The 24,602-nt window shown below is 43.7% G+C and carries 20 protein-coding genes; 9 read left to right on the forward strand and 11 right to left on the reverse strand.

Annotation, left to right across the window (positions count from 1 at the left end):
• Window positions 1-88: 88 nt before the first annotated feature.
• Both pheT and B3Q46_RS03575 read left to right on the forward strand, forming a co-directional pair.
• A complete protein-coding gene (gene pheT, locus B3Q46_RS03570; RefSeq protein WP_286713505.1) occupies window positions 89-2,470 on the forward strand; it encodes a phenylalanine--tRNA ligase subunit beta in 2,382 nt (793 codons plus the stop codon).
• Complete coding sequence (locus tag B3Q46_RS03575; RefSeq protein ID WP_004783565.1) at window positions 2,467-2,763, forward strand: integration host factor subunit alpha; 297 nt, start codon at window positions 2,467-2,469, stop codon at window positions 2,761-2,763. Before pheT ends, B3Q46_RS03575 begins: the two co-directional genes overlap by 4 nt.
• 89 nt (window positions 2,764-2,852) lie before the next feature.
• On the opposite strand, the gene B3Q46_RS03580 is transcribed toward B3Q46_RS03575, so the two are convergent.
• The 3 genes from B3Q46_RS03580 to trxA all read right to left on the reverse strand — a co-directional run bounded on the left by B3Q46_RS03580 (window position 2,853) and on the right by trxA (window position 5,470).
• Complete coding sequence (locus tag B3Q46_RS03580) at window positions 2,853-3,149, reverse strand: hypothetical protein (protein WP_159123051.1); 297 nt, start codon at window positions 3,147-3,149, stop codon at window positions 2,853-2,855.
• 404 nt (window positions 3,150-3,553) lie between these two features.
• On the reverse strand, window positions 3,554-4,822 hold the full coding sequence (gene rho, locus B3Q46_RS03585) for a transcription termination factor Rho (protein ID WP_004783562.1): 1,269 nt from the start codon (window positions 4,820-4,822) through the stop codon (window positions 3,554-3,556).
• Window positions 4,823-5,143: 321 nt separating this feature from the next.
• Window positions 5,144-5,470 (reverse strand): thioredoxin, encoded by a 327-nt coding sequence (gene trxA / locus B3Q46_RS03590; protein WP_005233946.1) that lies wholly within the window; start codon window positions 5,468-5,470, stop codon window positions 5,144-5,146.
• 261 nt (window positions 5,471-5,731) lie between these two features.
• Between trxA and ppx the strand changes: the two genes are divergently transcribed.
• Genes ppx through B3Q46_RS03615 form a run of 5 tightly spaced genes read left to right on the forward strand, consistent with a single transcriptional unit; the run spans window position 5,732 to window position 10,851 of the window.
• Window positions 5,732-7,252: an exopolyphosphatase gene (gene ppx, locus B3Q46_RS03595; protein WP_175966003.1), complete on the forward strand. Its 1,521-nt coding sequence runs from the start codon at window positions 5,732-5,734 to the stop codon at window positions 7,250-7,252.
• Window positions 7,253-7,282: 30 nt separating this feature from the next.
• Window positions 7,283-8,107: an acetyl-CoA carboxylase carboxyltransferase subunit alpha gene (locus B3Q46_RS03600; protein ID WP_286713511.1), complete on the forward strand. Its 825-nt coding sequence runs from the start codon at window positions 7,283-7,285 to the stop codon at window positions 8,105-8,107.
• Complete coding sequence (tilS, locus tag B3Q46_RS03605) at window positions 8,044-9,417, forward strand: tRNA lysidine(34) synthetase TilS (protein ID WP_286713513.1); 1,374 nt, start codon at window positions 8,044-8,046, stop codon at window positions 9,415-9,417. Before B3Q46_RS03600 ends, tilS begins: the two co-directional genes overlap by 64 nt.
• 2 nt (window positions 9,418-9,419) lie before the next feature.
• Complete coding sequence (proC, locus tag B3Q46_RS03610) at window positions 9,420-10,250, forward strand: pyrroline-5-carboxylate reductase (protein WP_286713515.1); 831 nt, start codon at window positions 9,420-9,422, stop codon at window positions 10,248-10,250.
• A 31-nt stretch (window positions 10,251-10,281) separates the two neighbouring features.
• A complete protein-coding gene (locus B3Q46_RS03615; protein WP_004783550.1) occupies window positions 10,282-10,851 on the forward strand; it encodes a YggT family protein in 570 nt (189 codons plus the stop codon).
• A gap of 148 nt (window positions 10,852-10,999) precedes the next feature.
• On the opposite strand, the gene polA is transcribed toward B3Q46_RS03615, so the two are convergent.
• The gene (gene polA / locus B3Q46_RS03620) at window positions 11,000-13,765 is read right to left on the reverse strand and encodes a DNA polymerase I (protein WP_286713518.1); all 2,766 of its coding nucleotides are present in this window, start codon (window positions 13,763-13,765) and stop codon (window positions 11,000-11,002) included.
• A gap of 161 nt (window positions 13,766-13,926) precedes the next feature.
• On the opposite strand from polA, the gene B3Q46_RS03625 reads away from it, so the two are divergent.
• Window positions 13,927-16,632, forward strand: a complete 2,706-nt coding sequence (locus B3Q46_RS03625; protein WP_286713520.1) for a DUF2339 domain-containing protein — start codon at window positions 13,927-13,929, stop codon at window positions 16,630-16,632.
• Window positions 16,633-16,782: 150 nt separating this feature from the next.
• Here the strand turns inward: B3Q46_RS03625 and B3Q46_RS03630 are convergent, their stop codons facing one another.
• On the reverse strand, window positions 16,783-17,706 hold the full coding sequence (locus B3Q46_RS03630) for a mechanosensitive ion channel family protein (protein ID WP_005233958.1): 924 nt from the start codon (window positions 17,704-17,706) through the stop codon (window positions 16,783-16,785).
• A 9-nt stretch (window positions 17,707-17,715) separates the two neighbouring features.
• Window positions 17,716-18,537, reverse strand: a complete 822-nt coding sequence (locus tag B3Q46_RS03635) for a hypothetical protein (RefSeq protein ID WP_005233965.1) — start codon at window positions 18,535-18,537, stop codon at window positions 17,716-17,718.
• A 102-nt stretch (window positions 18,538-18,639) separates the two neighbouring features.
• Between B3Q46_RS03635 and gspE the strand changes: the two genes are divergently transcribed.
• Entirely contained in the window at window positions 18,640-20,127 is a 1,488-nt protein-coding gene (gene gspE, locus B3Q46_RS03640; RefSeq protein ID WP_286713523.1) for a type II secretion system ATPase GspE, read from the forward strand.
• Between the two features lie 172 nt (window positions 20,128-20,299).
• Here gspE and B3Q46_RS03645 read toward each other — a convergent pair whose 3' ends face one another.
• The 5 genes from B3Q46_RS03645 to B3Q46_RS03665 form a co-directional block, all read right to left on the reverse strand.
• Complete coding sequence (locus B3Q46_RS03645; protein ID WP_159123044.1) at window positions 20,300-20,725, reverse strand: organic hydroperoxide resistance protein; 426 nt, start codon at window positions 20,723-20,725, stop codon at window positions 20,300-20,302.
• Between the two features lie 118 nt (window positions 20,726-20,843).
• A complete protein-coding gene (locus B3Q46_RS03650) occupies window positions 20,844-21,671 on the reverse strand; it encodes a carbon-nitrogen hydrolase family protein (protein ID WP_286713526.1) in 828 nt (275 codons plus the stop codon).
• A 20-nt stretch (window positions 21,672-21,691) separates the two neighbouring features.
• On the reverse strand, window positions 21,692-22,210 hold the full coding sequence (gene gigB, locus B3Q46_RS03655; protein WP_004783532.1) for an anti-anti-sigma factor GigB: 519 nt from the start codon (window positions 22,208-22,210) through the stop codon (window positions 21,692-21,694).
• Between the two features lie 112 nt (window positions 22,211-22,322).
• Window positions 22,323-23,291, reverse strand: a complete 969-nt coding sequence (gigA, locus tag B3Q46_RS03660) for an RsbU family protein phosphatase GigA (RefSeq protein WP_286713528.1) — start codon at window positions 23,289-23,291, stop codon at window positions 22,323-22,325.
• 103 nt (window positions 23,292-23,394) lie between these two features.
• Window positions 23,395-24,312, reverse strand: coding sequence for an MlaA family lipoprotein (locus B3Q46_RS03665; protein ID WP_286713530.1), 918 nt, complete (start codon window positions 24,310-24,312; stop codon window positions 23,395-23,397).
• Between the last annotated feature and the right edge of the window lie 290 nt (window positions 24,313-24,602).

The raw sequence follows: 24,602 nt of genomic DNA on the forward strand, positions 1-24,602 counted from the left end.
GGTTTTAAAGCACTGCTTTTAAAACCTGCGCAAGAAAGGGGAGCCATTTTGACAAGATAAATGGAGGGGAGATTAAGGAAATGAATGTATGAAAATTAGCGAAAATTGGCTGCGCACATGGGTTAACCCAGCCATCGATAGCGAAAAACTGTCTGACCAGTTGACTATGCTTGGTCTTGAAGTGGATGAAATTGCACCTGCGGCAAAACTGTTTACAGGTGTGGTTGTTGGCGAAGTCCTGACTGTCGAACAGCATCCAGATGCCGACCGTTTACGTGTTACCACTGTAAACATTGGTTCAGGTGAACCTCTACAAATCGTGTGTGGTGCACCTAACGTACGTGCGGGTATGAAAGCACCAGTAGCTACCATCGGTGCAGTATTACCAGGCGATTTTAAAATCAAGAAAGGCAAACTGCGTGGTGTTGAATCTCAAGGCATGCTATGCGGTGCTTCAGAAATCGATCTTGAAGATAAAATCGATGGTTTGTTAGAACTGCCTGCAGATGCACCGGTGGGTGTGAATGTTCGTGAATATTTAGACCTTGATGACAACGTGATTGATATCAGCATCACCCCGAACCGTGGTGACTGTTTCAGCATTCGCGGGATCGCACGTGAAATTGGTGTGATTAACCAGTTGCTGGTAACTCCACCTGAAATTAAAGAAGTAGCTGCAACCATCACTGACGAGAAAAAAGTTGTTGCTGAAACGGATGGTTGTCCACGTTATCTCGGCCGCGTGATCAAAAATGTAAATACCAAAGCACCAACTCCTGAGTGGATGGAACGTGCATTAGTCCGCGCTGGTATCCGTCAGCACAGCATTTTGGTCGACATCACCAACTATGTATTGATGGAACTGGGTCAACCATTGCATGCCTTTGATGGTGGCAAGGTTCAAGGTTCAGTACATGTACGTCAAGCGACTGCAGGTGAAAAACTGGTTCTATTGAATGAGCAGAAAGTTGAACTGCAAGACGACGTGATGGTCATCGCAGATGATGAAAAAGCTCTGGCGATTGCAGGGATTATGGGGGGCTTGTCTTCATCAGTAACTGATGAAACTACTGAAATTTTCCTGGAATCAGCATTCTTCGCGCCATTGCATATTGCTGGTCGTGCTCGTCGATTTGGTCTACATACTGATGCATCACAACGTTATGAACGTGGTGTTGACTTTGAATTGCCTATGATTGCAATGCATCGTGCTTCTCAGTTGATTGCTGAGCTTGCAGGCGGTGAGTTTGGTCCAATTATTGTAGCTGAAAAAACAGAGCTGTTACCAAAGCGTGAAGCGATTGAGTTAGAACAAGCGCAAGTCGATCAACTATTAGGTTATATAGTTGAATCAGATTTCATTACAGATGCTTTAACGCGTTTAGGTTGTGAAGTGACTGTAAAAGCTGAAGGTCAGTGGTCAGTGATTCCGCCATCCCACCGTTATGACATGGCAATTTACCAAGACCTGATTGAAGAAGTTGCCCGTATTCACGGTTATGACAATATTCAAATCAGCTTACCGGTCATTGATGTGAAATTGGCGAAATATGAAGACCAATTCGAACTGACTCAGCTTCGTCAAACAGCCGTAACCTTGGGCTATCAGGAAGCGATCAGCTTCAGTTTTGCTGACCTGAAACTGGAAAAACAGTTAAATCCTGACGTCAATCCATTGGCATTGGCGAATCCAATTTCAAGCGATTTGGCAGTGATGCGTTCAACTTTACTGTCTAGCTTGATTCCATGCGTACAGTACAACGTCAACCGCCAGCAGAACCGTGTACGTTTCTTCGAACTCGGTCTGCGTTTTGATTACCAGAATGCGGCTTCAATTCATGATCTGAAACAGATTCCAACTTTTGCCTTGATTGCCACTGGTTCACGTACGCCTGAAACTTGGCATGGTAAAGCGCAGCCAATGGATTTCTTTGACTTCAAAGGTGACATTGAGGAAATTCTGGCAGCTGCGCGTCTGAATGTGGAATATGTACGTTCTGAACGTAGCTGGTTACATCCTGGTCAATCTGCAGAAATTTTGGTGAATGGTCAGTCAATTGGTTATTTAGGTCGTTTACATCCCTCACTTGAAGACCAGCTCGATTTGGCGACGACTTGGGTCGCTGAATTAGATCAATCGGCTGTTTTGCAAACTTATGTATCTAATTTTACAGAATTATCACGTTTTCCATCGGTTCGACGTGATATTGCGCTTTTAATTAGTGATAAGATTAATGTTAGCGAAATTCAGGGACTTATCGAAAAAACAGGTGGAGAGCTGCTAGGCTCGACATGGTTGTTCGATGTGTACACTGGACAAGGAGTAGAAGAAGGGAAACGCTCACTGGCTTTTGCACTTCTCTGGCAGCATCCAAGCCGTACACTGGAAGATGCTGAAATTAAATCAGGTATGGATAATATCCTTCAGGTGTTGGAAAACACTTACCAAGCGACATTGAGGGCTTCATGACAGCATTAACAAAAGCAGAAATGGCTGATCATTTGAGTGAGCTCACGAGTTTAAATCGTCGTGAAGCTAAACAAATGGTCGAGTTGTTTTTCGACGAGATTAGCCAAGCGCTAATTTCGGGCGAACAAGTAAAATTATCGGGTTTCGGTAACTTTGAGTTGCGTGATAAGCGTCAACGTCCAGGCCGTAATCCGAAAACGGGCGAAGAGATTCCGATCTCTGCACGCCGTGTTGTTACGTTCCGCGCGGGACAGAAGTTCCGTCAACGTGTGGGGAATGAGCAGATCAATTGATCTGCTTTTTTTATATCTAACATTTTTATTTTTTACATAAAAAAAGAGAGCCAAAGGCTCTCTTTTTTTGTACTGAATAATCGTAAAGATTATTGAGCAGCAGCTGGAGTAGCTTCAGAAGCAGCAGTAGCTTGAGCAGCAGCGTCAGTAGCAACAGCAGCAGCAGCGTCAGCTTCAGCAACAGCAGCAGCGTCAGAAGCAGCAACTTCAGAAGTAGCTTCTACAGCAGCAGCGTCAGCAGCAGCTTCAGCTTCAGAAGCAGCTTCTACAGCTTCAGATGCAGCTTGGTTAGCGTCAGCAGCAGCGTCGTCAGCTTTTTTAGCACAACCAACGAAAGCTAAAGTAGTAGCAACTGCAGCAGCAATAGCGATTTTTTTGAATAACATGGCATCACTCTCTAAAAAATTGAGATTAAAAAAAACCAAAGTCAGGCTGTAATATGCTTTTATTATTCCTAATAGTGTTAGGGACTAACAACGCAGGAGCAGTCTAACTGGTCTGCAAATATGCTATCACTGCGCATTTTTAATTGCTACTAGGTGAGCATCAAAAACAGCGAAAAAACGATAAAAATTAAGGGTTTTTTAACAGAAAATAACAATTAATTGAAAGATATAGATTGGAGAAAGGCTTATTAAGCTTATAAAAACTATACAGTTATTTATTTGTTTACTTTAATAATCAAAAACTTAAAAAGAAGTTTACAGATAACTCAGTACATTGTTTTATTGTGTAACATACGTCAACCATAAAAAAAAGGCCACCTTGAATGGTGACCTTTCTGATAATTTTAGTTCGATGCTTTGCGTTTCATTTGATCAAAAAAATCATCATTGGTTTTGGTTTCTTTCATGCGGTCAAGCAGGAATTCCATCGCGACCAGTTCATCTTGGGTATGCAGAAGTTTACGAAGAATCCAGACTTTACGCAGTTTGTCTTCGGACATTAAACGTTCTTCACGACGCGTACCGGATTTCTTGATATTCATCGCAGGGAATACGCGTTTTTCCGCAATACGGCGATCCAGCGTGATTTCCTGGTTACCTGTACCCTTGAATTCTTCGTAGATCACTTCATCCATTTTACTGCCGGTTTCAATCAGTGCAGTAGAAATGATTGTAAGAGAACCGCCTTCTTCGATATTACGTGCAGCACCAAAGAAACGTTTAGGACGCTCAAGTGCATGTGCATCTACACCACCGGTCAGTACCTTACCTGATGAAGGAATCACAGTGTTATATGCACGTGCCAGACGGGTAATCGAATCCAGCAGAATCACCACATCTTTCTTGTGTTCAACCAGACGTTTAGCTTTTTCAATCACCATTTCAGCCACTTGAACGTGACGGGCAGGGGATTCATCAAAGGTAGAAGCGACCACTTCACCGCGAACAGTACGTTCCATTTCGGTGACTTCTTCAGGACGTTCATCAATCAGAAGCACAATCAGGAAGCATTCAGGGTTGTTACGAACAATCGATTGCGCGATGTTCTGTAATAGCATGGTTTTACCAGCTTTTGGTGGTGCAACGATAATTGAACGTTGACCTTTACCAATGGGCGCCACCAGATCGACCACACGTGCAGTTAAATCTTCAGTTGTACCATTACCAAGTTCCATCACAAGCTGTTCAGTCGGGAACAATGGAGTTAAGTTTTCGAACAAGATCTTGTTACGTGAATTTTCTGGGGTATCGTAGTTAATCTGATTGACTTTAAGCAAAGCAAAATAACGCTCACCTTCTTTAGGCGGACGAATGGTTCCCGTAATGGTATCACCGGTACGCAGGTTAAAGCGGCGAATTTGTGATGGACTGACATAGATATCGTCAGGACCTGCCAAATAAGAGCCTGCTGCAGAGCGTAAGAAGCCAAAACCATCTGACAAAATTTCTAGAACGCCATCACCAAAAATCTCTTCGCCATTCATCGCATGGCGTTTTAAGATGGCAAAAATAATGTCTTGCTTACGGTTACGAGCCATACCTTCAAGGCCCATAAACTCGGCAATCTTGATGAGTTCGCCAATCGGTTTTTTCTTGAGTTCGGTTAAATTCATAGGTGGTCAGATAGAATCAAAGTTCTAAGGTATAGGTTAGAAAGGGAGTAACATTCGGCCGCATATAAGCATTCAAACGAAAGCAATTGAATTTGCACAAGAACAATTCAGAGGTCTGTTTGATTGTTTCAAAGAGAAATGTGAAAACAATTTCTATTGCCGAGCGGCATGTTATGTAATGTGTCTTGTAAGAAACTGACAGGATTTAGCATCCTTTATCTCTTGAAGTTGAAATATAAGAGAGAAACAGGTTTTTGTCAATTTGTAGACGAAAAAAATACGCAACCTTTGGTCGCGTATTTTTAGTTGAGCATTTAGTGCTTAGATATTTTGATCAATAAATGCAGTCAATTTAGATTTTGGTGCTGCACCGACTTGAGTTGCTACCACTTCACCATTTTTGAACATCAATAAAGCTGGAATGTTACGGATATTGAAATTCACAGCAGTTTGTTCGCAAGATGTTACATCAACTTTGACAATTTTCACTTTGCCTTGATATTCATCAGCCAATACTTCAAGTACAGGGGCAATAGCTTTACATGGCGCACACCAGCCAGCCCAGAAATCAACCAGCACAGGAACGTCTGATTGAAGAACGTCTGCTTCGAAGTTTGCGTCAGTAGTGTTTACGATGTTGCCAGACATGGAGTGCTCCAGAATTAATTTTATAAAGATAACTATAATTATTAGTATTACATAGCCATCTTTAACAATGTAGGGGAATCTGTAAATTTTCAAGCTTTATTGTTGTTTTGTCTAATGGATGATCACGATAGTCACCATCGCCTCATACAATTGTCCTATAAATGAAAAAAATAATTACGCGAAATTGTCCTGACAAATGGCTTTTAAATTGCATGGTTGTGAATTACTCTAAGCACAATTCTTAAAAGGTTTATTTCTAGAATGTCTGATTTTTTGATTGATGAAGAATTACTCGCAGCCATCGATATGGGATCAAACAGTTTTCATTTGGCGATTGCCCGGGTGGATCATGGCGAAGTGAAAAAAGTCGCATCAATGTCAGAAAAGGTTCAGCTTGCTGCGGGACTGGATGAAAATAAAAATTTAACTGAAGCCGCACAGCAACGTGGTTTAGCTTGTCTGGCCCGTTTTGTCGGACGTTTGGGTTCTGTACAACCAAACCGTTTACGGATTGTGGCAACCAATGCATTACGCCAAGCCAAAAATGGTCATGAGTTCATTCAGAAAGCGGCTGAAATTTTACCAAAACCGATTGAAATTATTGCTGGTCGTGAAGAAGCGCGTCTAATTTATCTCGGTGTGTCACATACCATGGCCAATACTGGTCGTCGCCTGGTGGTAGATATCGGTGGGGGGTCGACTGAACTGATTATCGGGGAAGAATTCGAACCCATTCATACCGAATCAGTTCAGATGGGTTGTGTGACTTTTACCAAGAAATTCTTTGCTGATGGTGAAATTACCCATAAAGCCTTTGATAAGGCAGTGACTGCGGCGCGAAAAGAAATTTCAGGCATTGCCAATACGTATAAATCTGCCGGTTGGGATGCGGTGATTGGTTCGAGTGGTACGATTAAGGCTTGCCGTCAGATCTGTGTCAACATGGGCTGGAGCAATGATAAAGAACAGCTCACTCGTGAAGGTCTGGAAAAACTTAAAGACAAATTATTCAAATATAAGCATGTTTCGGACATGGAATTTGAGGGTCTGAAAGATGACCGCCGTGCAGTCTTGCCTGCAGGAATTGCCATTTTATATGCGGTATTTGATGTACTGAATATTCCACATCTGGTCTATTCAGATGGAGCATTACGTGAAGGTGTGATGTATGACCTCTTGGGTCGTTTCAAGCATGAAGATATACGTGATCGTTCAGTCCATGCCTTGATTGGTCGTTATAATGCCGATGCCAAGCAGGCCGAACGTGTAGTGCAGACTGCACAAAAACTGTTTGATGATGTAGCAGGTGATCTTGGCCTATATAGCGAGGACAGTGATTTACTTCGTCGTGCAGCTTATTTGCACGAAATTGGTTTAGCGATCAGTCATAGTGGTTATCACCGCCACGGTGCCTATTTGTTGCAACATTCTGACATTGCCGGTTTTTCGCAGGTAGATCAGAATTATTTGTCACATTTGGTCGCACATCATCGCCGTAAATTGCGCGCTGATGCCAAGCATGATGTGATGAAAGTCGGTGGAACTAAACTTTTACAGCTGTGTTTGCTGTTGCGTCTGGCGGTTTTGGTCAATCACAGTCGTAGTGATGAGATGCTTCCTGCCATTGAACTTAAGGTCAAGAATGCGCAACAATGGCAGCTCAGCATTTCTGGTGATGCCAAACAATGGCCATTATTGATTGCTGAACTGCATGATGAACAGGTGCAGTTTAAAAATTGGGAGATCGAGCTCTCGGTTCAATCTGAACAATTTGTTAATTAATACCTTTATAGGGATGAAAACGGTTGACCTATGAAAAATAAAGCTACCCCATCAAAAGCATGGACGACAGTACAGATTGCTCGTCATCCGGAACGTCCACAATTTCTGGACTACGTAGGTGAAATATTCACTGAATTTGATGCTTTGCATGGCGACCGTCTCTATGGTGATGATGGCGCAATGATCGGTGGTCTGGCACGTTTCGATGGACAACCGGTGATGATCGTGGGTCAGCACCGTGGTCGTAGTACCCGTGAAAAATTACAGCATAATTTTGGGATGAGTAACCCGGAAGGTTACCGTAAAGCTCAGCGTCTGCTCGATATGGCGGAACGTTTTAATCTGCCAGTCTTCACCTTTATTGATACCATGGGTGCATACCCGGGTGTGGGTGCGGAAGAGCGTGGTCAGGCTGAAGCGATTGCATCGAGTTTGGCACAACTTTCTAATCTGAAAGTACCTGTAATTGCCACTGTTCTGGGTGAAGGTGGTTCAGGCGGTGCACTCGGGATTGGCGTGGCAGATCGTGTAGTGATGCTCTCTCACAGTATTTATTCAGTGATTTCACCGGAAGGTTGTGCGTCTATTCTGTGGAAAACTTCAGAAAAAGCGGAACAAGCCAGTGAAGCTTTGGCATTAACTGCTGAAAAATTGCAGAAGATGGGCATTGTTGAATACGTCGTTGATGAAGGTGAAGGTGCACATCTGGATCCGGATGAAGTTATGTACCAACTGAAAGCAGTCCTGAAAGAAGCTTTAAATGAACTGCAAGCAATGGAACCACAAGCACGATGCGAAGCACGTTACCAACGTTTAATGAAGTTTGGCAGCGACAATTTAGGTCTGGCATCTTAAAGCAACTGCAGGGCTTTCCTGCAGAGACAAAATTTCTAATCGGATGTAGTGGCGGCGTGGATTCCATGCTGTTGCTGCATCTGATGTTTTTTTTGTGCCTGGAAAAAATCCGTGCGATCTATGTTGATCATCAATTGCAAAGTATCAGTAATGAATGGGGCACTTTTGTCCAGCAACAATGTCAGCAACTAAATATTCCTTGCATCATTCAGCCGGTCCATGTTGCCAGTGGCAATCTGGAATCTCAGGCTCGCCAATCGCGTTACCAAGCTTATTTACAACATCTTCAGCCCAATGAAGTTCTAGTCTTGGCTCATCATCAGCAAGATCAGGCAGAAACTTTAATGTTACGCTTACTTTCTGGGGCAGGGATTGATGGTCTGGCTGCGATGAAAGCGATCGATATTCGGAAAAATTTAACTATCTGGCGGCCACTACTGGATATTTCCCGTGAGCAGATTTGCCAATGGGCAGCAGATTTAAACATCCAGAATATTGAAGATCCGACCAATCAGAATACTCATTATGACCGTGCTTGGGCACGTCAGGTGCTATGGCCAGTCTTAAGTCATCGCTATCCGAAAATGCAGTCTGCCTTGGCACGTACCAGTGAGCTGATGCAAGATGCGCAAAACATTTTGCAAGAAGTATTGGAGCAGGATCTGAAACGCTGTGGCAATGCCGAAATCCTCGATATACCTTCATTCTCAAGTTTATCCAAAGCACGGCAGCGCCAGTTAATCTCGGTCTGGATGAAAGGCGAAGGACAATATCGTCCTTCTCTGGACATGGTTGAGCGTGTACAGACCGAAGTAATCGAAGCGAAACAGGATGCTCAGGCAGCGCTGCATTGGTCGGGCTATTATTACGTGCGTTATCAGCAGCAGTTACATCGCCTAAAAGCTGAAGTTTATCTGGCTGATCAACAGCTAAACTTAGCTGAACAGCAGATCATTTTACAGAATAAAAATCAGGTTCATCTTCCTTCTGGTCAATTCGGGATTCAAAGGGCTGAGATAGGATTGTCTCCCACTTTATTAGGACAACCCTTGTATTTACGTCAACGGAAGGGGGGTGAAAAAATTCATCTCTATGGCCGGATGGGGCACTGGCCGCTCAAAAAAGCCATTCAGGAAGCGCAAATATTTCCCTGGACTCGGCATACTATTCAAATATTAAGCACAGATAATGTTATGCTAGGCGTGTTTACACCTAAAGGATTTTGGTTAGCTCAATCTGCATATTGTGAGGCAGGGGGGTGGCTACCCATTTCGGTTTCTTCAACTTTAGAATTCAACGACGAGCATTAAACATGAGTGCAGCTTTAAATTGTAATATTAGTTTTATTGGTGGCGGTAATATGGCTCAAGCTCTGATTGGCGGGCTAATTTCGCAGGGGTTGCCAGCAACGCGTATTACAGTTTCTGATCCGGTTGAGAAAGTACGCTCACTTCTTGCAGAAAAAGAAGTCAATGTCACCGATGATAATATTGCTGCTATTAAAGATGCGGATATCGTCCTGTTTGCAGTCAAACCACAGGTTTTAGCTGGTGTGTTAAAACCACTTCAAGGTTTACTTGATGGCAAGCTGGTGATTTCAATTGTTGCGGGTGCCGAGATTGCAACACTATCTGCGCTATTGAGTACTGACCGTATTGTCCGTGTAATGCCAAATACACCCGCATTGGTACAGACTGGTGCACATGGTTTATTTGCCAATGCTGAAGTGGGTAATGATGACCGTGAGCTGGCGAGTCAGGTTTTGGCTTCTACCGGCCTGACAATTTGGGTAAACTCAGAAGCTCAGATTGATGCCGTAACTGCTGTGTCCGGTTCAGGTCCTGCTTATTTCTTCTATATGATGGAAAGCATGATTCGTGCAGGCAAGAATTTAGGTCTGGATGAAAAAGTAGCTACTGCATTGACGTTGCAAACTGCTTTGGGGGCAGCGCAAATGGCGATCACCAGTTCTAATACACCAGCAGAGCTGCGTAAGAATGTCACATCTCCGAATGGTACAACTCAAGCGGCATTGGAAGTATTTGATCGCGCGCAAATTTCTCAGAATATTCAGGCAGCGCTTGCTGCTGCGCAAAAACGTAGTCAGGAACTGGCCCAAGAGCTCAGTGACAATAGCAAATAATCTTCAGTTTAATTTTTAGGAACGTTCAAGTATGGGTGCAAATTCTGCGCTAATTTTTGGCATTATCATTAACGTCGCGATTTTGCTCGTATTCTTCCGCTTTTTAATGCAATTGGCCGCGGTGAGTCCTTATAATCCTGTCGTTCTATCTACTGTCAAAGCGACTAAAATTGTAGATGTGTTCGGGCGTATTTTCCCAACTGCAGGTAAAGGCCGGGTGAATACTGCTGCACTGGCACTTTTGGTCGTGCTGTATTTGCTGAAAATTTTTGGCATCATGTATTTGTCTGGGGGAATGCCAAATGGTCCAATCCATTTGCTTATTCTAACCTTCGTTACCATGATGCAGGATTTGATTCGCTTCTGTCGTTACCTGATTTTTGCAACGATTATTTTGAGCTGGGTGGTGATGTTTACCCAATCCCGTTCACCTTATATTGAAGTGGTTCAGGAACTTGCAGAACCATTATTGGCACCGTTCCGCCGTATCATGCCGAATATGGGGATGATCGACCTGTCTCCAATTCTGGCAATTTTGGCATTGATCGTAATTGAAATGATCATGAATCAGGTGGCAATTGTATTGCTAACCGGTCTTTAATCAGATCCCAAAGAAAAAGGACGCCTAAGCGTCCTTTTTTATTTCAAGAAAATTCCCTCTCCTTGTAGGAAAGGGTTAGGGTAAGGTCTATAAATTCAAATAACCTCCATCCCAACCTTTCTCCTAAAAGGAGGAAGGAGCTTTAGTATTAATGCGCTTCATCCCAGTTCATGCCTTTACCGACTTCCACGACCAAAGGCACAGAGATTTCAATCACAGATTGCATCACTTCGGCCAATTGAGGAGCCAGTTCATCTGCAATCGCTTCATCGACTTCAAATACCAATTCATCGTGGACTTGTAGCAGCATTTTGGCCTGATCTTTAGGTAGCATTTTATCAACCTCAATCATCGCCATTTTAATGATGTCTGCAGCCGAACCTTGTAATGGTGCATTAATCGCAGCACGTTCAGCAGCTTTGCGGACCATCATGTTACGGGCATCGATATCAGGTGTGTATAAACGGCGGCCTAGAATGGTTTCAACGAAGCCTTGTTCCAATGCCACCTGACGGGTACGCTGCATATATTCATAAATCCCTGGATAACGACGGAAATACTGTTTGATATATTCCTGGGATTCCTGACGAGTAAAACCTAACTGACGAGTCAGGCCAAATTCAGACATGCCATAGAGCAGACCGAAGTTCACGGCTTTAGCCTGACGACGCTGATCATTGGTCACTTCTTCAAGCGGGATACCGAGAACTTCAGCTGCGGTACGGCGGTGCACGTCCTGTCCATGGTTAAAGGCATCTACTAGTGCATCATCCTGAGATAAATGTGCCATCAGACGCAATTCAATCTGTGAATAATCGGCTGCGAGTAAGACACGGCCTTCAGGCGCAATAAAGGCCTTACGAATCTGACGTCCGATTTCCGCACGAATGGGAATGTTCTGCAAGTTTGGATCGGTTGATGATAAACGGCCGGTTGCAGTCAGTGCCTGATGATAACTGGTATGCACACGATGGGTCTCATTATTGGCCTGCTTGCATAGACCATCGGTATAGGTACTTTTCAGTTTAGACAGACCCCGATATTCCAGAATCAGTTCAGCAATCGGGTGTTCCAGTTTTTCCAGCACACTCTCACTGGTGCTGTACTGACCGGTAGAGGTCTTTTTGCCACCTTTTAGGCCTAGTTTATCAAACAGAACTTCACCGACCTGTTTCGGAGAGCTGACATTAAACGCTTCACCGGCTATTTCAGTGATCTGATTTTCCAGATTCTGCATGGTTTGAGCGAACTCACAACCGAGTTGATCCAAGAAAGCCAGATCCAGTCGGATGCCATTTTCTTCCATACTGGTCAGCACACGGGCTACTGGCATTTCAATATTATGCAGAATATTGACCAGTTCAGGATAAGTCTGCAGCTTTTTGCTGAGTACTTCAAACAGACGATAGGTCACATGCGCATCTTCTGCAGCATAGTGTGCTGCAGTTTCGATCTCGATTTTATTGAAAGTTTTTTGTTTGGCGCCTTTGCCTGCCACCTGCTCATAAGTGGTGGTTAAGTGGCTTAAGTACAGACGAGCAACATCGTCCATGCCATGGCGGGTGGCAACCGAGTTCAGCACATAAGAAGCCAACATGGTATCAAAATACCAGCCCGCCAGATGAATGCCGTGATTTTCCAGAACATGCGCATCATATTTCAGATGGTGGCCAATTTTCTGAATCGCTTCATCTTCTAAAATCGGTTTGATCTGAGCCAGAATTTCTTCACGATTTAGCTGTTCTGGAGCACCTTCATAATCATGTGCTAGCGGTACGTAATAGGCATCCTCTGCATCAAAAGCCACCGAAAAACCAACAATCTGTGCAATACGATAATCCAGGCTGGTGGTTTCAGTATCAAAAGCAAAGCGTTTTTCAGTATTTAAACGTTCAAACAGCTTGTCCCAATCTTCCTGAGTCAACACAGTATGATACGTCGCTTTTCCGAGATGATCGTTATCACTGCTTAGTGTTGCCTGCTGGTCATTGGCTTCCTGAGGTTCAGGTGCTGCTTTAGCAGTAATCGATTGGGTAGCCTGTTTATAGTTACGATTGTTTGGATTATTCGGATGGTCCAGTGATTGCAGCTGGTTACGGAATTCCAGTTCAGTATAAAGATTACGTAAAGCTTCTACATTTGGGTCCTGAAGTTTCAGGTCATCATAAGTGAAGCTTAAATCCAGATCGCAAATGATGCTGGCCAATTGATGATCCAATGCAATGCCATCGGTATTGTCTTTAATATTCTGACCCACTTTACCTTTGATCTTGTCGACATTTTCCAGAATGCCACCAATCGAGCCATATTCATTGAGTAATTTGGCTGCAGTTTTTGCCCCAATCCCAGGCACACCCATAATACCATCTGAGGCATCACCCATCAGGGTCAGATAGTCAATGATCTGGTTTGGCCATACGCCAAACTTTTCAAAAACCCCATCAACATCCATTGGTTTTTCTTTGAAACTGTCTTCCAGGGTCACTTTATCAGTCACCAGCTGTGCCATGTCTTTATCACCAGTTGAAATCAGTACCTGATGACCTAAAGCTTCAGCACGTTTAGCCAGTGTACCAATAATGTCATCGGCTTCCGCACCTGGCAGCATATGCAGGGGAATGCCTAATGCGCGAATCAAGGCATGTAAGTATGGAATTTGCTGTGACAGTTCTTCCGGCATGCTCGGACGGTCACCTTTATAAATAGGTGATAGCTCGTGACGGAAAGTCGGTTCAGGCGTGTCGAAAATCACCGCCATATGGGTTGGCTGGGTACGGCGCATCAGTTTTTGAATAGCAGAAATTGCACCACGAATTGCATTGGTGTGCAGACCGGTTGACGTGGTTAATGGTGGTAGTGCATGAAAGGCACGAAATAAAAAGTAAGAGCCATCGACCAAGACAAATGGTGGCATGTAATCAATTCCTTATTCAAAAAACAGTTTTATTGTACGTGATTTTTACTGCACTCGCAGGGGCAAGTCGGTTTCTACAGCTTAGCGAATATCGGGTGAAGATGAAATAAGCAGTACAAGCTGTTGTATGATGACATGGTTAAGGAACGAGAACGAGAAGAATGACGGCAGGGCAAAATGAATTGCGTATGATCTGGCTAATTAGTCTGGTGATTGTAGGGATAAGTGCATGGTATCTGGAATTGCAGATCGTGACTTATCTCACTGGTCTGGGTTTCCTGATCAGCGTGATGCAATATATTAGTGCCATTGAAGCGCCCATGCGGGATCTGACAGCACCGACGCAGGTGATTATGTCAGCCAATTCTAAAATACCGCTATATATTTCTTCTATTATCGCCATTGTCGGAGGCGTGACTGAGCTTAACTGGCTCATGGGCATTGGTATTACCGCCTGGATTTTCTTTCTATTACGCTGGCTACAACGTTTGGAACGTAATATTATCCAGTTGCAATCTCGTTACCGGTCAGCAGATCAGACACATCCAGAAATCACTCAACCAGATATTCCTTTACCTATTGCTGCTCAAGCTAGTCCAGATCAATCACAATTGCTGGATCAGATCCAGCAGTGGATTTTTCGAGGAAATCCGGTTCTTAAAGCTGCGATCGCCATTTTGGTGATCGGAATCATTTTATTACTTCGTTTTGCAACAGAGCACTGGCAGCTGAGCTTGGCGGTAAAATTAGGACTGGTCGCTTTATCTGCTGTTGTCGTGACCGGATTGGGTTATACCCTGATCGCTAAAAACCGCAGTTTCGGTCTGGCACTGGAAGGCTTGGGATTAGGGGCACTATTTCTGACCTTGTTCTTTGCCTATTACAATCTGGTGATTGCCACGTTGCCACTGGCAGCTCTGGTGTTCTTGGTCATTTTGGCAATTACGCTGTACTTAAGCTTGAAACAGGAAAGTATTGAGCTGGCAGTCATGGCCTTATTCATTGCCTATCTGGCGCCGTTTACCTTACCGACCCGAGATGCTTCTGCGGTTGAGTTCATCAGTTATTATCTGCTGATTAATATCGGCGTGCTATTACTCAGCAGTTTACGGCCCTGGAAAATTCTGAACCAGATTGCTTTTCTGGTCACAGTCATAGTAGGTGGAATGTATAGCCTGATTCATGGTCATACATACGAACGTTATACGATGACGACTCTGATTCTGGCACATAGTGCGGTATTCATCTGGCTGGGCTTTCGTTTTAGCCAGTTACTGGCTCGGCAGGATCTTTCGCGTTTTCGTTTAAAACCGGTTCTGGATCTTGCCCTGATTTTCGCTGCACCGATTACCGCCTATATTTTCCTGTATCTGATTCATTTCAATCAGCCTGATCAAAAGCTTTGGCAAGCCGGATTTAGTCTGTTATTTGCCGGGATATTTGCAGTCTGCTGGACCTTAGTTCGCCGTCGAGAGAGTATTCAGGTCATTTCCCAAAGTTATCTCAGCCTGATGCTGATCTTTCTGGCTTTGGTTCCCCCCATTTTATTGACAGAGCAGTGGAGCGTAGTCGGTTGGGCGGTTGAAGGAGTACTGATTTATCTCTGGGCATTGGAAAAGAATATTCGGGTTGCGCATTATCTGAGTATGGGACTGCTGATCATGGCAGGCTTCAGTAGTGTTTACTATCTGATTGAGCTTAATCCCACACCGCGGGAAATTTTCTGGATTCTCAGCTTCTGTTATGTCGCCGTCGTCTTCCTGAGTCAGCTTAAAGCCAAATATCGCCAGCAGCTGAATAGTTTAAGTATCAGTTTTCTGAGTATTCTCAGTTTTACTGGAATTTTGATGTTGTTTGCCTTGCTTGAAGATGAATTTGCTTATGAGCAGGCCTATATTTATAGTTTATTCAGTCTTGCACTGGGTCATACGGTTCTAAGTGAAATCATACAACGCAAGCATCAGGAATGGTGCTGGTTATTGCCAAAATGGAGCAGTCTTACGCCATTGGTGATCATTGCGATTCTGCTGGCTGTTGATCATAGCGAAAATGGGATTCTGGTCTGGCCAAGTGCTTTGGAGCGTGGAATCTTTGCACTTTCATCATTATTGCTGGCTGCTTTATGGTTAAGACCGGTGAAAGGGATTGATTTATCCAAAGAGTGGATGAGCTTTGGTATTTTTGCCAGCCTGGCTTTAGCCAGTTTATGCCTAATACCGAGCATGCCTTATCTCAGTATGGTAATTCTGCCTCTGGTATTCTGGTTCTGGTGTTACCGACAAAAAGAAAATTCAGAGTGGCGTTTACTCTGGCAAAGTAAAAACTGCTTGGTATTAATGGGAGCTTGGTTAATATGCTCACAGCTGTTTAACCAGCAAGCTTTCCAATATTACTGGCTGCCTCTATTCAATCCATTTGATCTGATTAGTCTGGCCATGCTTGCCAGTTTCCTATGGATGCTGTTGCAGCAGATTCGGGCAGGACACGATCGCGGTATGATGTCGGTACTGATGGTGCTAAGCCTGTTATGGCTGTCGAGCTATATTGTATTACGGGCTCTACATATCTATCTGCAAACACCATTTAATAGTCTGGAATTGTGGAGCAATGCTACGGTGCAGCTAAGCTTGACGATTCTTTGGGTATTGCTGGCTTGGGCAACCATGTGGACGGCTACGCTAAAAAGGCTTAAACCGATGTGGATTTTAGGAGGCAGTATTCTGGTGATCGTCAGCTTGAAGCTGGTGTTATTCGACTTATCTCATACCGGTACACTGACACGTGTGATTTCATTCTTGCTGGCCGGTGGGGTCATGCTACTGATTGCGTATATAGCACCAATGCCGGATGGGGAGAAAAGGGTTTGAATCTAAATTACTCGATTTGAGCGTTAATTTAATCTCCCCAAACCCTGAACGAGCTTAAAGCACTGCTTTAAGCGATATGTAAAAGAAAGACAGGCTTTTTATGACAGTTCCTCCCTTAGTAAAGGGAGGTGAGGAGGGATTTAGAAAAAGTTATTTTAAATCCGGTTCTCTCTTCAGCTCCTTCTCATTGGCATATTGATCAACGTCTTCATTTTCCAGTGGGCGAGCCAGTGGATGATCAACAAAGCCCATTTTTGGTACCGGAATTTCAATCTGGTTATCGAGAAAGCCATTTCGAATCCGTTCCTGCATTTCATCACGGACTTTCAGATAATTTTCCTGCTGACACCAAATCGCAAACAAAAGTTCAATCGAAGATTCACGGAAGGCGGTGACTGTGACTGCAGGCTTTGGATCGGCCAGAACCAGCGGATATTTATTGGCAACATCAAGCAGTACTTCACGCACCTTGATGATGTCTTCATGGAAATTAATAGCCAAGGTAATCGGAATACGCCGGATTGGAAACTTGGACAGGTTGTGTACCGGAGCCCGGATCAGTTGTTCGTTCGGCAAACGTATATAGATATTATCTTGGGTAAGCAGTTTAACCGAGAGCAGATCAATCGAAATCACTTCACCTTCAACGGTATGTCCACGAATCAGTGTAATCTGAATGGTATCACCGACCTCAAAAGATCCTTCACCAATCAGGAAGATACCGCTGATCAGGTTGGATGCAGAGGTTTGAGAAGCGAAACCCAAAGCCACAGTTAAAATACCCGCTGCACCGAGGAAAACACTGAGCTTAAAGCCGGCTTCCTTCAAACTCGCCATCACAAACAACAGGAAAATAAAGTAGAAAATCCCGCGGCGCCAGACCATTTGCTGATGCGCATTAAAGCGTATACCAATAGTGCGGATAAAAGCATTCGAAAAAAAACGTGCGATCAGGAAACCAATAAAACACAGCACAACCGCGACGACAATTTCAGTCAGACGATCCGTATTAATATTGGTAAATACTCCCTTGAGACTGTTGGTGACTTCGGTTGGAATATTCGAATTTGGCATCACACGCTCTTAGAAAAATGAATCAAACATATTAAATAAATTTCCCGCTGGATCACGCGGTGGGTGTAAATAATCCACTTCACCCGCATTGGGCGGGGTACGGTTTTCCACCCGGATCCGGGGGGGGCGATCCAGACCTTCATGCAGAACCTTAATCTGCGAGGTCCATAAACGTTCAGTGCTGGCACTATAAAAGAGAGGCAATGCAGGTACTGGAACATTCATTCGATCGAAACGCAGTTGCTGCTGACTAGTATTATGAAATTCAATCGGGGTCACAGCACGGAATGCACGAGGACGTAATTGTTGGAGCTCGGTTCTTCCGTCAACTGCGGTAGCATAGCAAATTTCACCGGAACGATGATTGGGTCCAAACCAGGTGTCTTTCGGTAAAATCACTGGAAGATCAAAAATCGGTTCACGTTGACCTTCGACAAAACCGGCAATCCATAGCGGGGTGCTGATATAGAGGGTTCCACGTTGTCCAGCCGGAATATAAATCGGATCAACCGGTTTAATTACTACGGAGCGATTCGCCAGACGCGGCATAAGCTGTAACTTGCTTTGGGTAGATTTGAACATATAGCGTTCAATTTTCACCGGTTTCGGAAATGCAAACAGTGGATCATTAATCTGATGCCATTGCTGTTCATAATCGTACTGCACCGTCGGACGATAATATTCCAGTCGCCATTCTTGCAAGCCTCGGGTCAAACGAAACAGCAGAGAGCCAAATTGCCAGGCCTTGGACTCGTTAATTTCAAAACTTTGTTCTCCCCACCATTGAATTCTGGGAGACTGCAGGTTTAATTCCTCTTGATCTTGCGGCAATGTTGGCATCCTTTCTTGCTAAATCTTTGAAAACATACTTCACGCTGTCATATGCTTAGAGTACACTCAATTTAAATTTTTTCATCATTATTATAATCTGCGATGCAAGTACTGAAACAATTACAAATCCCGTATAGCTTTGCGAAACGTCATGGTGTGCTGTTACGTTATGAGGGAGATCAGGCTTTTATTGTCCGCCGTGACAATACGTCTATGCTTGCATTGCAGGAAGCACGCCGTTTGCTGGGTCATCCGGCCCAGTATCAACATTGTACAGAACAAGAATTCAATCAGTTACTCAGTTCCAGTTTTGCCGGCGATAGTGGTGAGTCACAGCAGGTCGCGGCTGGTCTGGAAGATCACCCGGATTTATTAAGCCTTGCTGATTCGGTCCCTGAAGCCGAAGATCTGATGGATCAGGAGGATGATGCGCCTATTGTCCGTCTGATCAATGCCTTGTTGTCTGAAGCAATCCGGGTTGGAGCTTCAGATATTCATGTGGAATCTTTTGAAAAACGACTTTCCGTACGTTTGCGTGTCGATGGGCAGTTGCGTGAAATTGTGCAGCCACGTCGTGAACTGGCACCATTACTGGTATCACGGATCAAGGTCATGGCCAAGCTGGATATTGCGGAAAAACGGATTCCTCAGGATGGCCGTATTTCCTTGCGTCTGGCAGGTCGTGAAGTCGATGTCCGTGTTTCGACCTTGCCATCCTCTTATGGGGAGCGGGTGGTGATGCGTTTGCTGGACAAACAGGCTGGCCGTCTGAATATGACTCATCTGGGCTTGATGAATAATGATTATGATCGACTCAAGACCTTGGTGCATCGCCCTCATGGCATTATTCTGGTGACTGGACCTACAGGTTCGGGTAAGACCACTACCCTATATGCAGCACTCTCTGATCTGAATGATGGTTCCAAAAATATTCTGACAGCTGAAGATCCAGTGGAATATCAGTTAGAAGGGATTGGTCAGACTCAGGTAAATACCAAAGTCGATATGACCTTTGCCCGTGCCTTAAAAGCCATGTTACGTCAGGATCCAGATGTAGTGATGGTCGGTGAGATTCGTGATCTGGAAACCGCAGAGATTGCAGTTCAGGCATCATTGACAGGCCACCTGGTATTATCAACACTACATACCAATACTGCGATTGGTGCAGTGACGCGTTTAAAAGACATGGGAATTGAGCCATTCTTACTATCCAGCTCTCTAATTGGCGTAGTTGCTCAGCGTCTGGTGCGTACCTTATGTCCACATTGTGCGACCTGGAAGGATGCAGATGCATTTGAAAAGAATCTGTTTGAACATATTGAGCATCCACAGGAGTTGAGATTACCTCAACCGCACGGTTGTGAACGCTGTGGGAATACCGGCTTTAGTGGACGTACTGCCATTTATGAAATTGTACCGGTCGATGAGCATATGCGCCGTCTGATTCATGGCAATGCGGCTGAATATGAGCTGGAAACCTATGCACGTCAGCAATCAGGTTCAATTCGCGATGATGGTTTACGTAAAGTGCTGGCTGGTAAAACCACGATTGAAGAAGTTCTGCGTGTAACCAATGAGGCGGCAGAGTAAATTTATTCGTTGTGCTAGAAAGGCGCAGTTTTCTTAAGTAAATATCTCAAATGATCATTTTTTTTATTAAATAGCACACAGTAATTTTGATTAAAATTTTAAAAGAATAATCAGCTCTATCCTGAAATGCCTTCTGATTTTTCAGGATAGAGAGTGGAATGCTTATGTAGACTTAGGTGATGACATTTAACGTGACATCAATATTGTTACGGGTTGCATTTGAATAAGGACAAACGATGTGTGCGGCATCGACCAGCTTTTGAGCTTCTTCCTGTTCCATGCCTTCTAAATGAACATTTAAAGTCACTTCAATACCAAAACCGGTAGGAATCGGACCAATGCCAACTTCACCCTCAATATAGGCATCTTTGCTAATATTGATTTTATCCCGGTTGGCAACAAACTTCATGGCACCTAAAAAACAGGCTGAATAACCTGCAGCGAACAATTGTTCAGGATTGGTCCCGCCACCTGGGCCACCCATTTCCTTAGGCACTGCCAGTTTTACATCCAGAATCTGATCGTCAGAGGTTGCACGGCCATCTCGACCGCCTGTAGCTTTGGCACGTGCGGTATATACTGCTTTTTCTAATGACATGAGAGTATTTCCTGCTTGTTCTTTTATGGAACTTCTATGCTCCATAATTTCTAGGGAAGAATAAGCAGGGATTTTGTTAATTTATGCAAGCGAATGAGAATACGGTAAAAAGTCTGACTTAAGAAAATTGTAATAGCTTGTGATGCTGCATGAGTGGCATAGACTCACGCACTTTGGCCTGCTCAGTCAAATCAAAATCAACCGTAAAAATCTGTGCGCCTTCCGCATGCACCATATCGAGAAGTTGACCACGGCTATTTGCGGCAGCGGCATGTCCCCAAGTTTGACGTTTTTCACCATGCCAACCCTGTTGAGCAGCACCGAGAACTGTGCATTGGGTATCCATTGCACGTGCTTGCAATAATAATTGCCAGTGCATTTGGCCAGTGGTGTAAGTAAAGGCAGATGGCGCAGTTAAAATATTCGCGCCTTGGCCACGTAAATGAAGCGCGAGTTCAGGGAAACGCAGGTCATAGCAGACCATCATACCGATATTGCCAAAAGGTGTTTTCGCAACAACAACATCGGTACCTGGTTCAAAAAATTGGGATTCCTGATAGCCACCCACAGCATCACCGACCTGTACATCAAAGAGGTGAATCTTGTCATAGCGGGCTTCAGTTTTTTCTGGGCTAATACACAAGCTAACGGTACGAACTCGGCCATCTTCAATAATCGAACCATCAGGACGATAAGGACAGGGTAATGTCCCCGCAATAATCCAGATTTGATATTGATGAGCCAACTGTTCTAGACGTTGTTGAATGCTCTCGAACTGAGCAGCAGTTTCGCGCTGCTTACCAGCAGCAAAACAGACGAAATTTTCAGGAAAGACAATAAGTTCAGCGCCTTTTGCTTTACTTTGTTGAATTAATGATTCGATAGTCATGAAATTTTGCTCAATTTCATTCTGGGAATTCATTTGTGCAACAGAAAGTAAAGTCATAGGGATTCCTTATTGTGTGTTCATACCTTTTGTTCAGAAACTTGATCTAGATTATCTTGTTCTTTTTGCAACTGTTTGACCAAGGGCTCAAACATATTCTGATTGCTCTGATTTAATCGCATTAAAGTCTTGTGTGCATCCAGAACAGTTTTCAGCATCGCTTGATGCGTCACATGTTCTTCCATCAGTTTACGCGTACATACATTTGAATCACCGCAATAATCCAAAATGACAAAAACCTGCCCCAAGCCCATACTGTTGGCCAGAGTCGTGATATCAGAGTTAGTCGACAACATCACCGCCTGGATCTTATGGAGCTGCTTAAGTTTAAGTCCTAATTTTGCCAGGACACCCAGTACAGTGCTGTCAATAAAGCTGGTTTCAGTCAGATCAACAATTGCGCCAACAACGTTGTCCTGCTGTTCAAGTTTGTTCAGTAATTTGTCTAGACTAATACAAGATTGGGCCCGCACTTCGCCGATAAGCTTAAAAATATGCGTTCCATTCAAGCTTGCATATTCAACATGACCTGTTGACATATAAATGCCATTTGCAGAGAAGGATATTAAATTATCCCATAGGGTCTATGGATACTCAAGTAGCTGAAAGTCGCAATCAAATTAAGTGCTTATAAAGCTTGTGATTATACTGCTATTTCACTCTTATAAAGCTGAGAATGGCAATATCGTCGGCAACATGTTCGGGTGCTTCGAAGGATTCGTTCTGTAAGTGATGCAATAATTCGGAAAATTGTTCATTCAGACCGCCGTTAAACGGCTCCAATGCTCCATCTGAACAGATAATAAATCGTGCATTGCGGCTGAGGATATATTCATTTTCTTCTACTTCGAGGTCTTCGGTCAGGCCAAGAGGAAAGCTGCTGGATGACAGGATTTTTGGTTCCTGATTCGGTTCAAAGATAATCGGAGGAGGGTAGTGACCAGCACTGGACCATTTCAAGACATGGGTTTCCAGGTTCAGGATTCCGGCAATCATGGTGATATGCTTTTCGATATTTTCCTGAACCAGCATCCCGTTTAGTTTCTTGATTAGCTCACGAGGCGTTTTGGAGCGACCATGAAAAGCCGCCATCCAGGACGTTAATAAACTGCTGGTAACGCCATGACCAGAAACATCCGCAAGATAGAAAATGACTTCTTTATCGCTGATTTTCCAGTAATCGTACCAATCGCCAGATAGATAAGCAGAAGGCTGAAAATAGGTTTCAACCGCATAATTGGTTAATTCAATTTCATTCGGTAGCAAACGTTTTTGTAGCTCTGCCGCTGAAGGAAGATCACGACTATCTTGATTACGCTTATATTGCGCATCAATTTTTTGTAATGCGATATCGGGTTGTTCAGGCAGTTTATCCCAGATCCAGCCTGCCAAAGCACCTTGTTCCCAAGCTTGTGCCAAGGCTGTTCCTTCATTTTCCAGCGCTAATACTACAGTCGGAAGGTTCCACTTATATTTCAGATAATCATGTACATCTGCAATAGCAATAATCGTTGCATCGTACAACTCGTGATCTTCCAGCTTGATTACTTGAACGTGCGGAAGCTTCTCAAGCACCTGATCTAAATAAGGAATATCACGGGTAGGTTGAATGAAATACATAGACAGGTAGTTCGATCCTGGAATGAGTTATAAGATGTACTATAACAAGCAAATGATTGCTAGCGAACAGTTTCCGCTAGCAAATCATCATTGAGCTTAGGTTTCAAAGGTCATCACTAGAAGATTCAGTCTCATTTTCATCGAAAGATTCATCTTCAAGATTTTCATCATCGAAGTCATCTTCAAGGAATAAAGATTCCTGTTCCAGACCTTTTTTCTGGGCGATCATATAATTGGTGCGCTGCAAATAAATATCGCGAATTTGTGCATAACGATCACCTGTTAACACACCTTCAATATCAAGTAATTCTGCACGATTATCAATTGCACGCCAGAATTGATCACCCCAATACAAGCCTTCATCATCTTCAAGAATATATTTCTGTGGACGGGTCTGGCTATCGACTGCCATACCGAAAGTATCACGCACAGAACTTGGGCCCAGGAACGGTAACATCACATAAGGGCCAGAAGGTACACCATAATAACCTAGTGTGATCCCAAACTTTTCATCTTCATGATCCAATCCCAGACGACGGGCAGGATCTGCCAGACCTAAAGTAGTTAAGGTATTAATGGTAAAACGGCCCAAAGACTTTGCGGCACGAGCAGGACGGCCCTGAATCAACTGGTTTACCGCATTCCATGGTTCACCCAAATTGCTACGAAACTGGGTGTAGCTGCCACGCACATCTTGAGGAACCTTTTCCTGATACTGAACCGCAATGGGGCGAATGACTGCCTGATCAATTGTATCATTAAATTGATACACCTTTCTATTCCAGCCTTGAAAAGGATCTTTAACTTCTTCAGCCTGTGCAGCACTAGCATCGACTTTTAGCTGGGTTTGCAGGTGACTCACCTTGGAAGATATTTTTTCTCTGAGTGGAACCGTATCAGTAGTAGTAGAAGATTCAGTTTCTATTTCAGTCTGTTCAGCCTGAGTAGTGTCTTCAGCAAAAATTAATGGGCTAGAGGCCAAAGAAAATAAGCATAAAGATAAATAAATAGAGCGATGCATAAGGAAACCCCAAAGCCTTGTTCTGAGTATAGTGGCGTTGTTTAACCCGGAATAATAAACTGTATTACTAGGAATAGGCGTAATTTAAGCAAAATTGTATAATAAATGAATAAAAACTTCATAAAAGGCTAAAAATTAGACATGCGGTAAGATTTATTTAAAAAAGGTGTTGCAAGGCATCTGAAATGCTGTAGAATGCACATCCATCGGCGGTGATGAAGATTAAAACTTCTGATAAAACAGTAACTTAGCATGAAATGATTAAGTTGGGTTTTAGAAAGGAAGTTTAA

The sequence above is a fragment of the Acinetobacter sp. UBA2581 genome (assembly GCF_002339435.1).
Taxonomy (GTDB): domain Bacteria; phylum Pseudomonadota; class Gammaproteobacteria; order Pseudomonadales; family Moraxellaceae; genus Acinetobacter; species Acinetobacter variabilis.

Coding starts and splice junctions, on each gene's coding strand:
- pheT (WP_286713505.1), top strand. CDS start 89: ATGAAAATTAGCGAAAATTGGCTGCGCACATGGGTTAACCCAGCCATC.
- B3Q46_RS03575 (WP_004783565.1), top strand. CDS start 2,467: ATGACAGCATTAACAAAAGCAGAAATGGCTGATCATTTGAGTGAGCTC.
- B3Q46_RS03580 (WP_159123051.1), bottom strand. CDS start 3,149: ATGTTATTCAAAAAAATCGCTATTGCTGCTGCAGTTGCTACTACTTTA.
- rho (WP_004783562.1), bottom strand. CDS start 4,822: ATGAATTTAACCGAACTCAAGAAAAAACCGATTGGCGAACTCATCAAG.
- trxA (WP_005233946.1), bottom strand. CDS start 5,470: ATGTCTGGCAACATCGTAAACACTACTGACGCAAACTTCGAAGCAGAC.
- ppx (WP_175966003.1), top strand. CDS start 5,732: ATGTCTGATTTTTTGATTGATGAAGAATTACTCGCAGCCATCGATATG.
- B3Q46_RS03600 (WP_286713511.1), top strand. CDS start 7,283: ATGAAAAATAAAGCTACCCCATCAAAAGCATGGACGACAGTACAGATT.
- tilS (WP_286713513.1), top strand. CDS start 8,044: ATGCGAAGCACGTTACCAACGTTTAATGAAGTTTGGCAGCGACAATTT.
- proC (WP_286713515.1), top strand. CDS start 9,420: ATGAGTGCAGCTTTAAATTGTAATATTAGTTTTATTGGTGGCGGTAAT.
- B3Q46_RS03615 (WP_004783550.1), top strand. CDS start 10,282: ATGGGTGCAAATTCTGCGCTAATTTTTGGCATTATCATTAACGTCGCG.
- polA (WP_286713518.1), bottom strand. CDS start 13,765: ATGCCACCATTTGTCTTGGTCGATGGCTCTTACTTTTTATTTCGTGCC.
- B3Q46_RS03625 (WP_286713520.1), top strand. CDS start 13,927: ATGACGGCAGGGCAAAATGAATTGCGTATGATCTGGCTAATTAGTCTG.
- B3Q46_RS03630 (WP_005233958.1), bottom strand. CDS start 17,706: ATGCCAAATTCGAATATTCCAACCGAAGTCACCAACAGTCTCAAGGGA.
- gspE (WP_286713523.1), top strand. CDS start 18,640: ATGCAAGTACTGAAACAATTACAAATCCCGTATAGCTTTGCGAAACGT.
- B3Q46_RS03645 (WP_159123044.1), bottom strand. CDS start 20,725: ATGTCATTAGAAAAAGCAGTATATACCGCACGTGCCAAAGCTACAGGC.
- B3Q46_RS03650 (WP_286713526.1), bottom strand. CDS start 21,671: ATGACTTTACTTTCTGTTGCACAAATGAATTCCCAGAATGAAATTGAG.
- gigB (WP_004783532.1), bottom strand. CDS start 22,210: ATGTCAACAGGTCATGTTGAATATGCAAGCTTGAATGGAACGCATATT.
- gigA (WP_286713528.1), bottom strand. CDS start 23,291: ATGTATTTCATTCAACCTACCCGTGATATTCCTTATTTAGATCAGGTG.
- B3Q46_RS03665 (WP_286713530.1), bottom strand. CDS start 24,312: ATGCATCGCTCTATTTATTTATCTTTATGCTTATTTTCTTTGGCCTCT.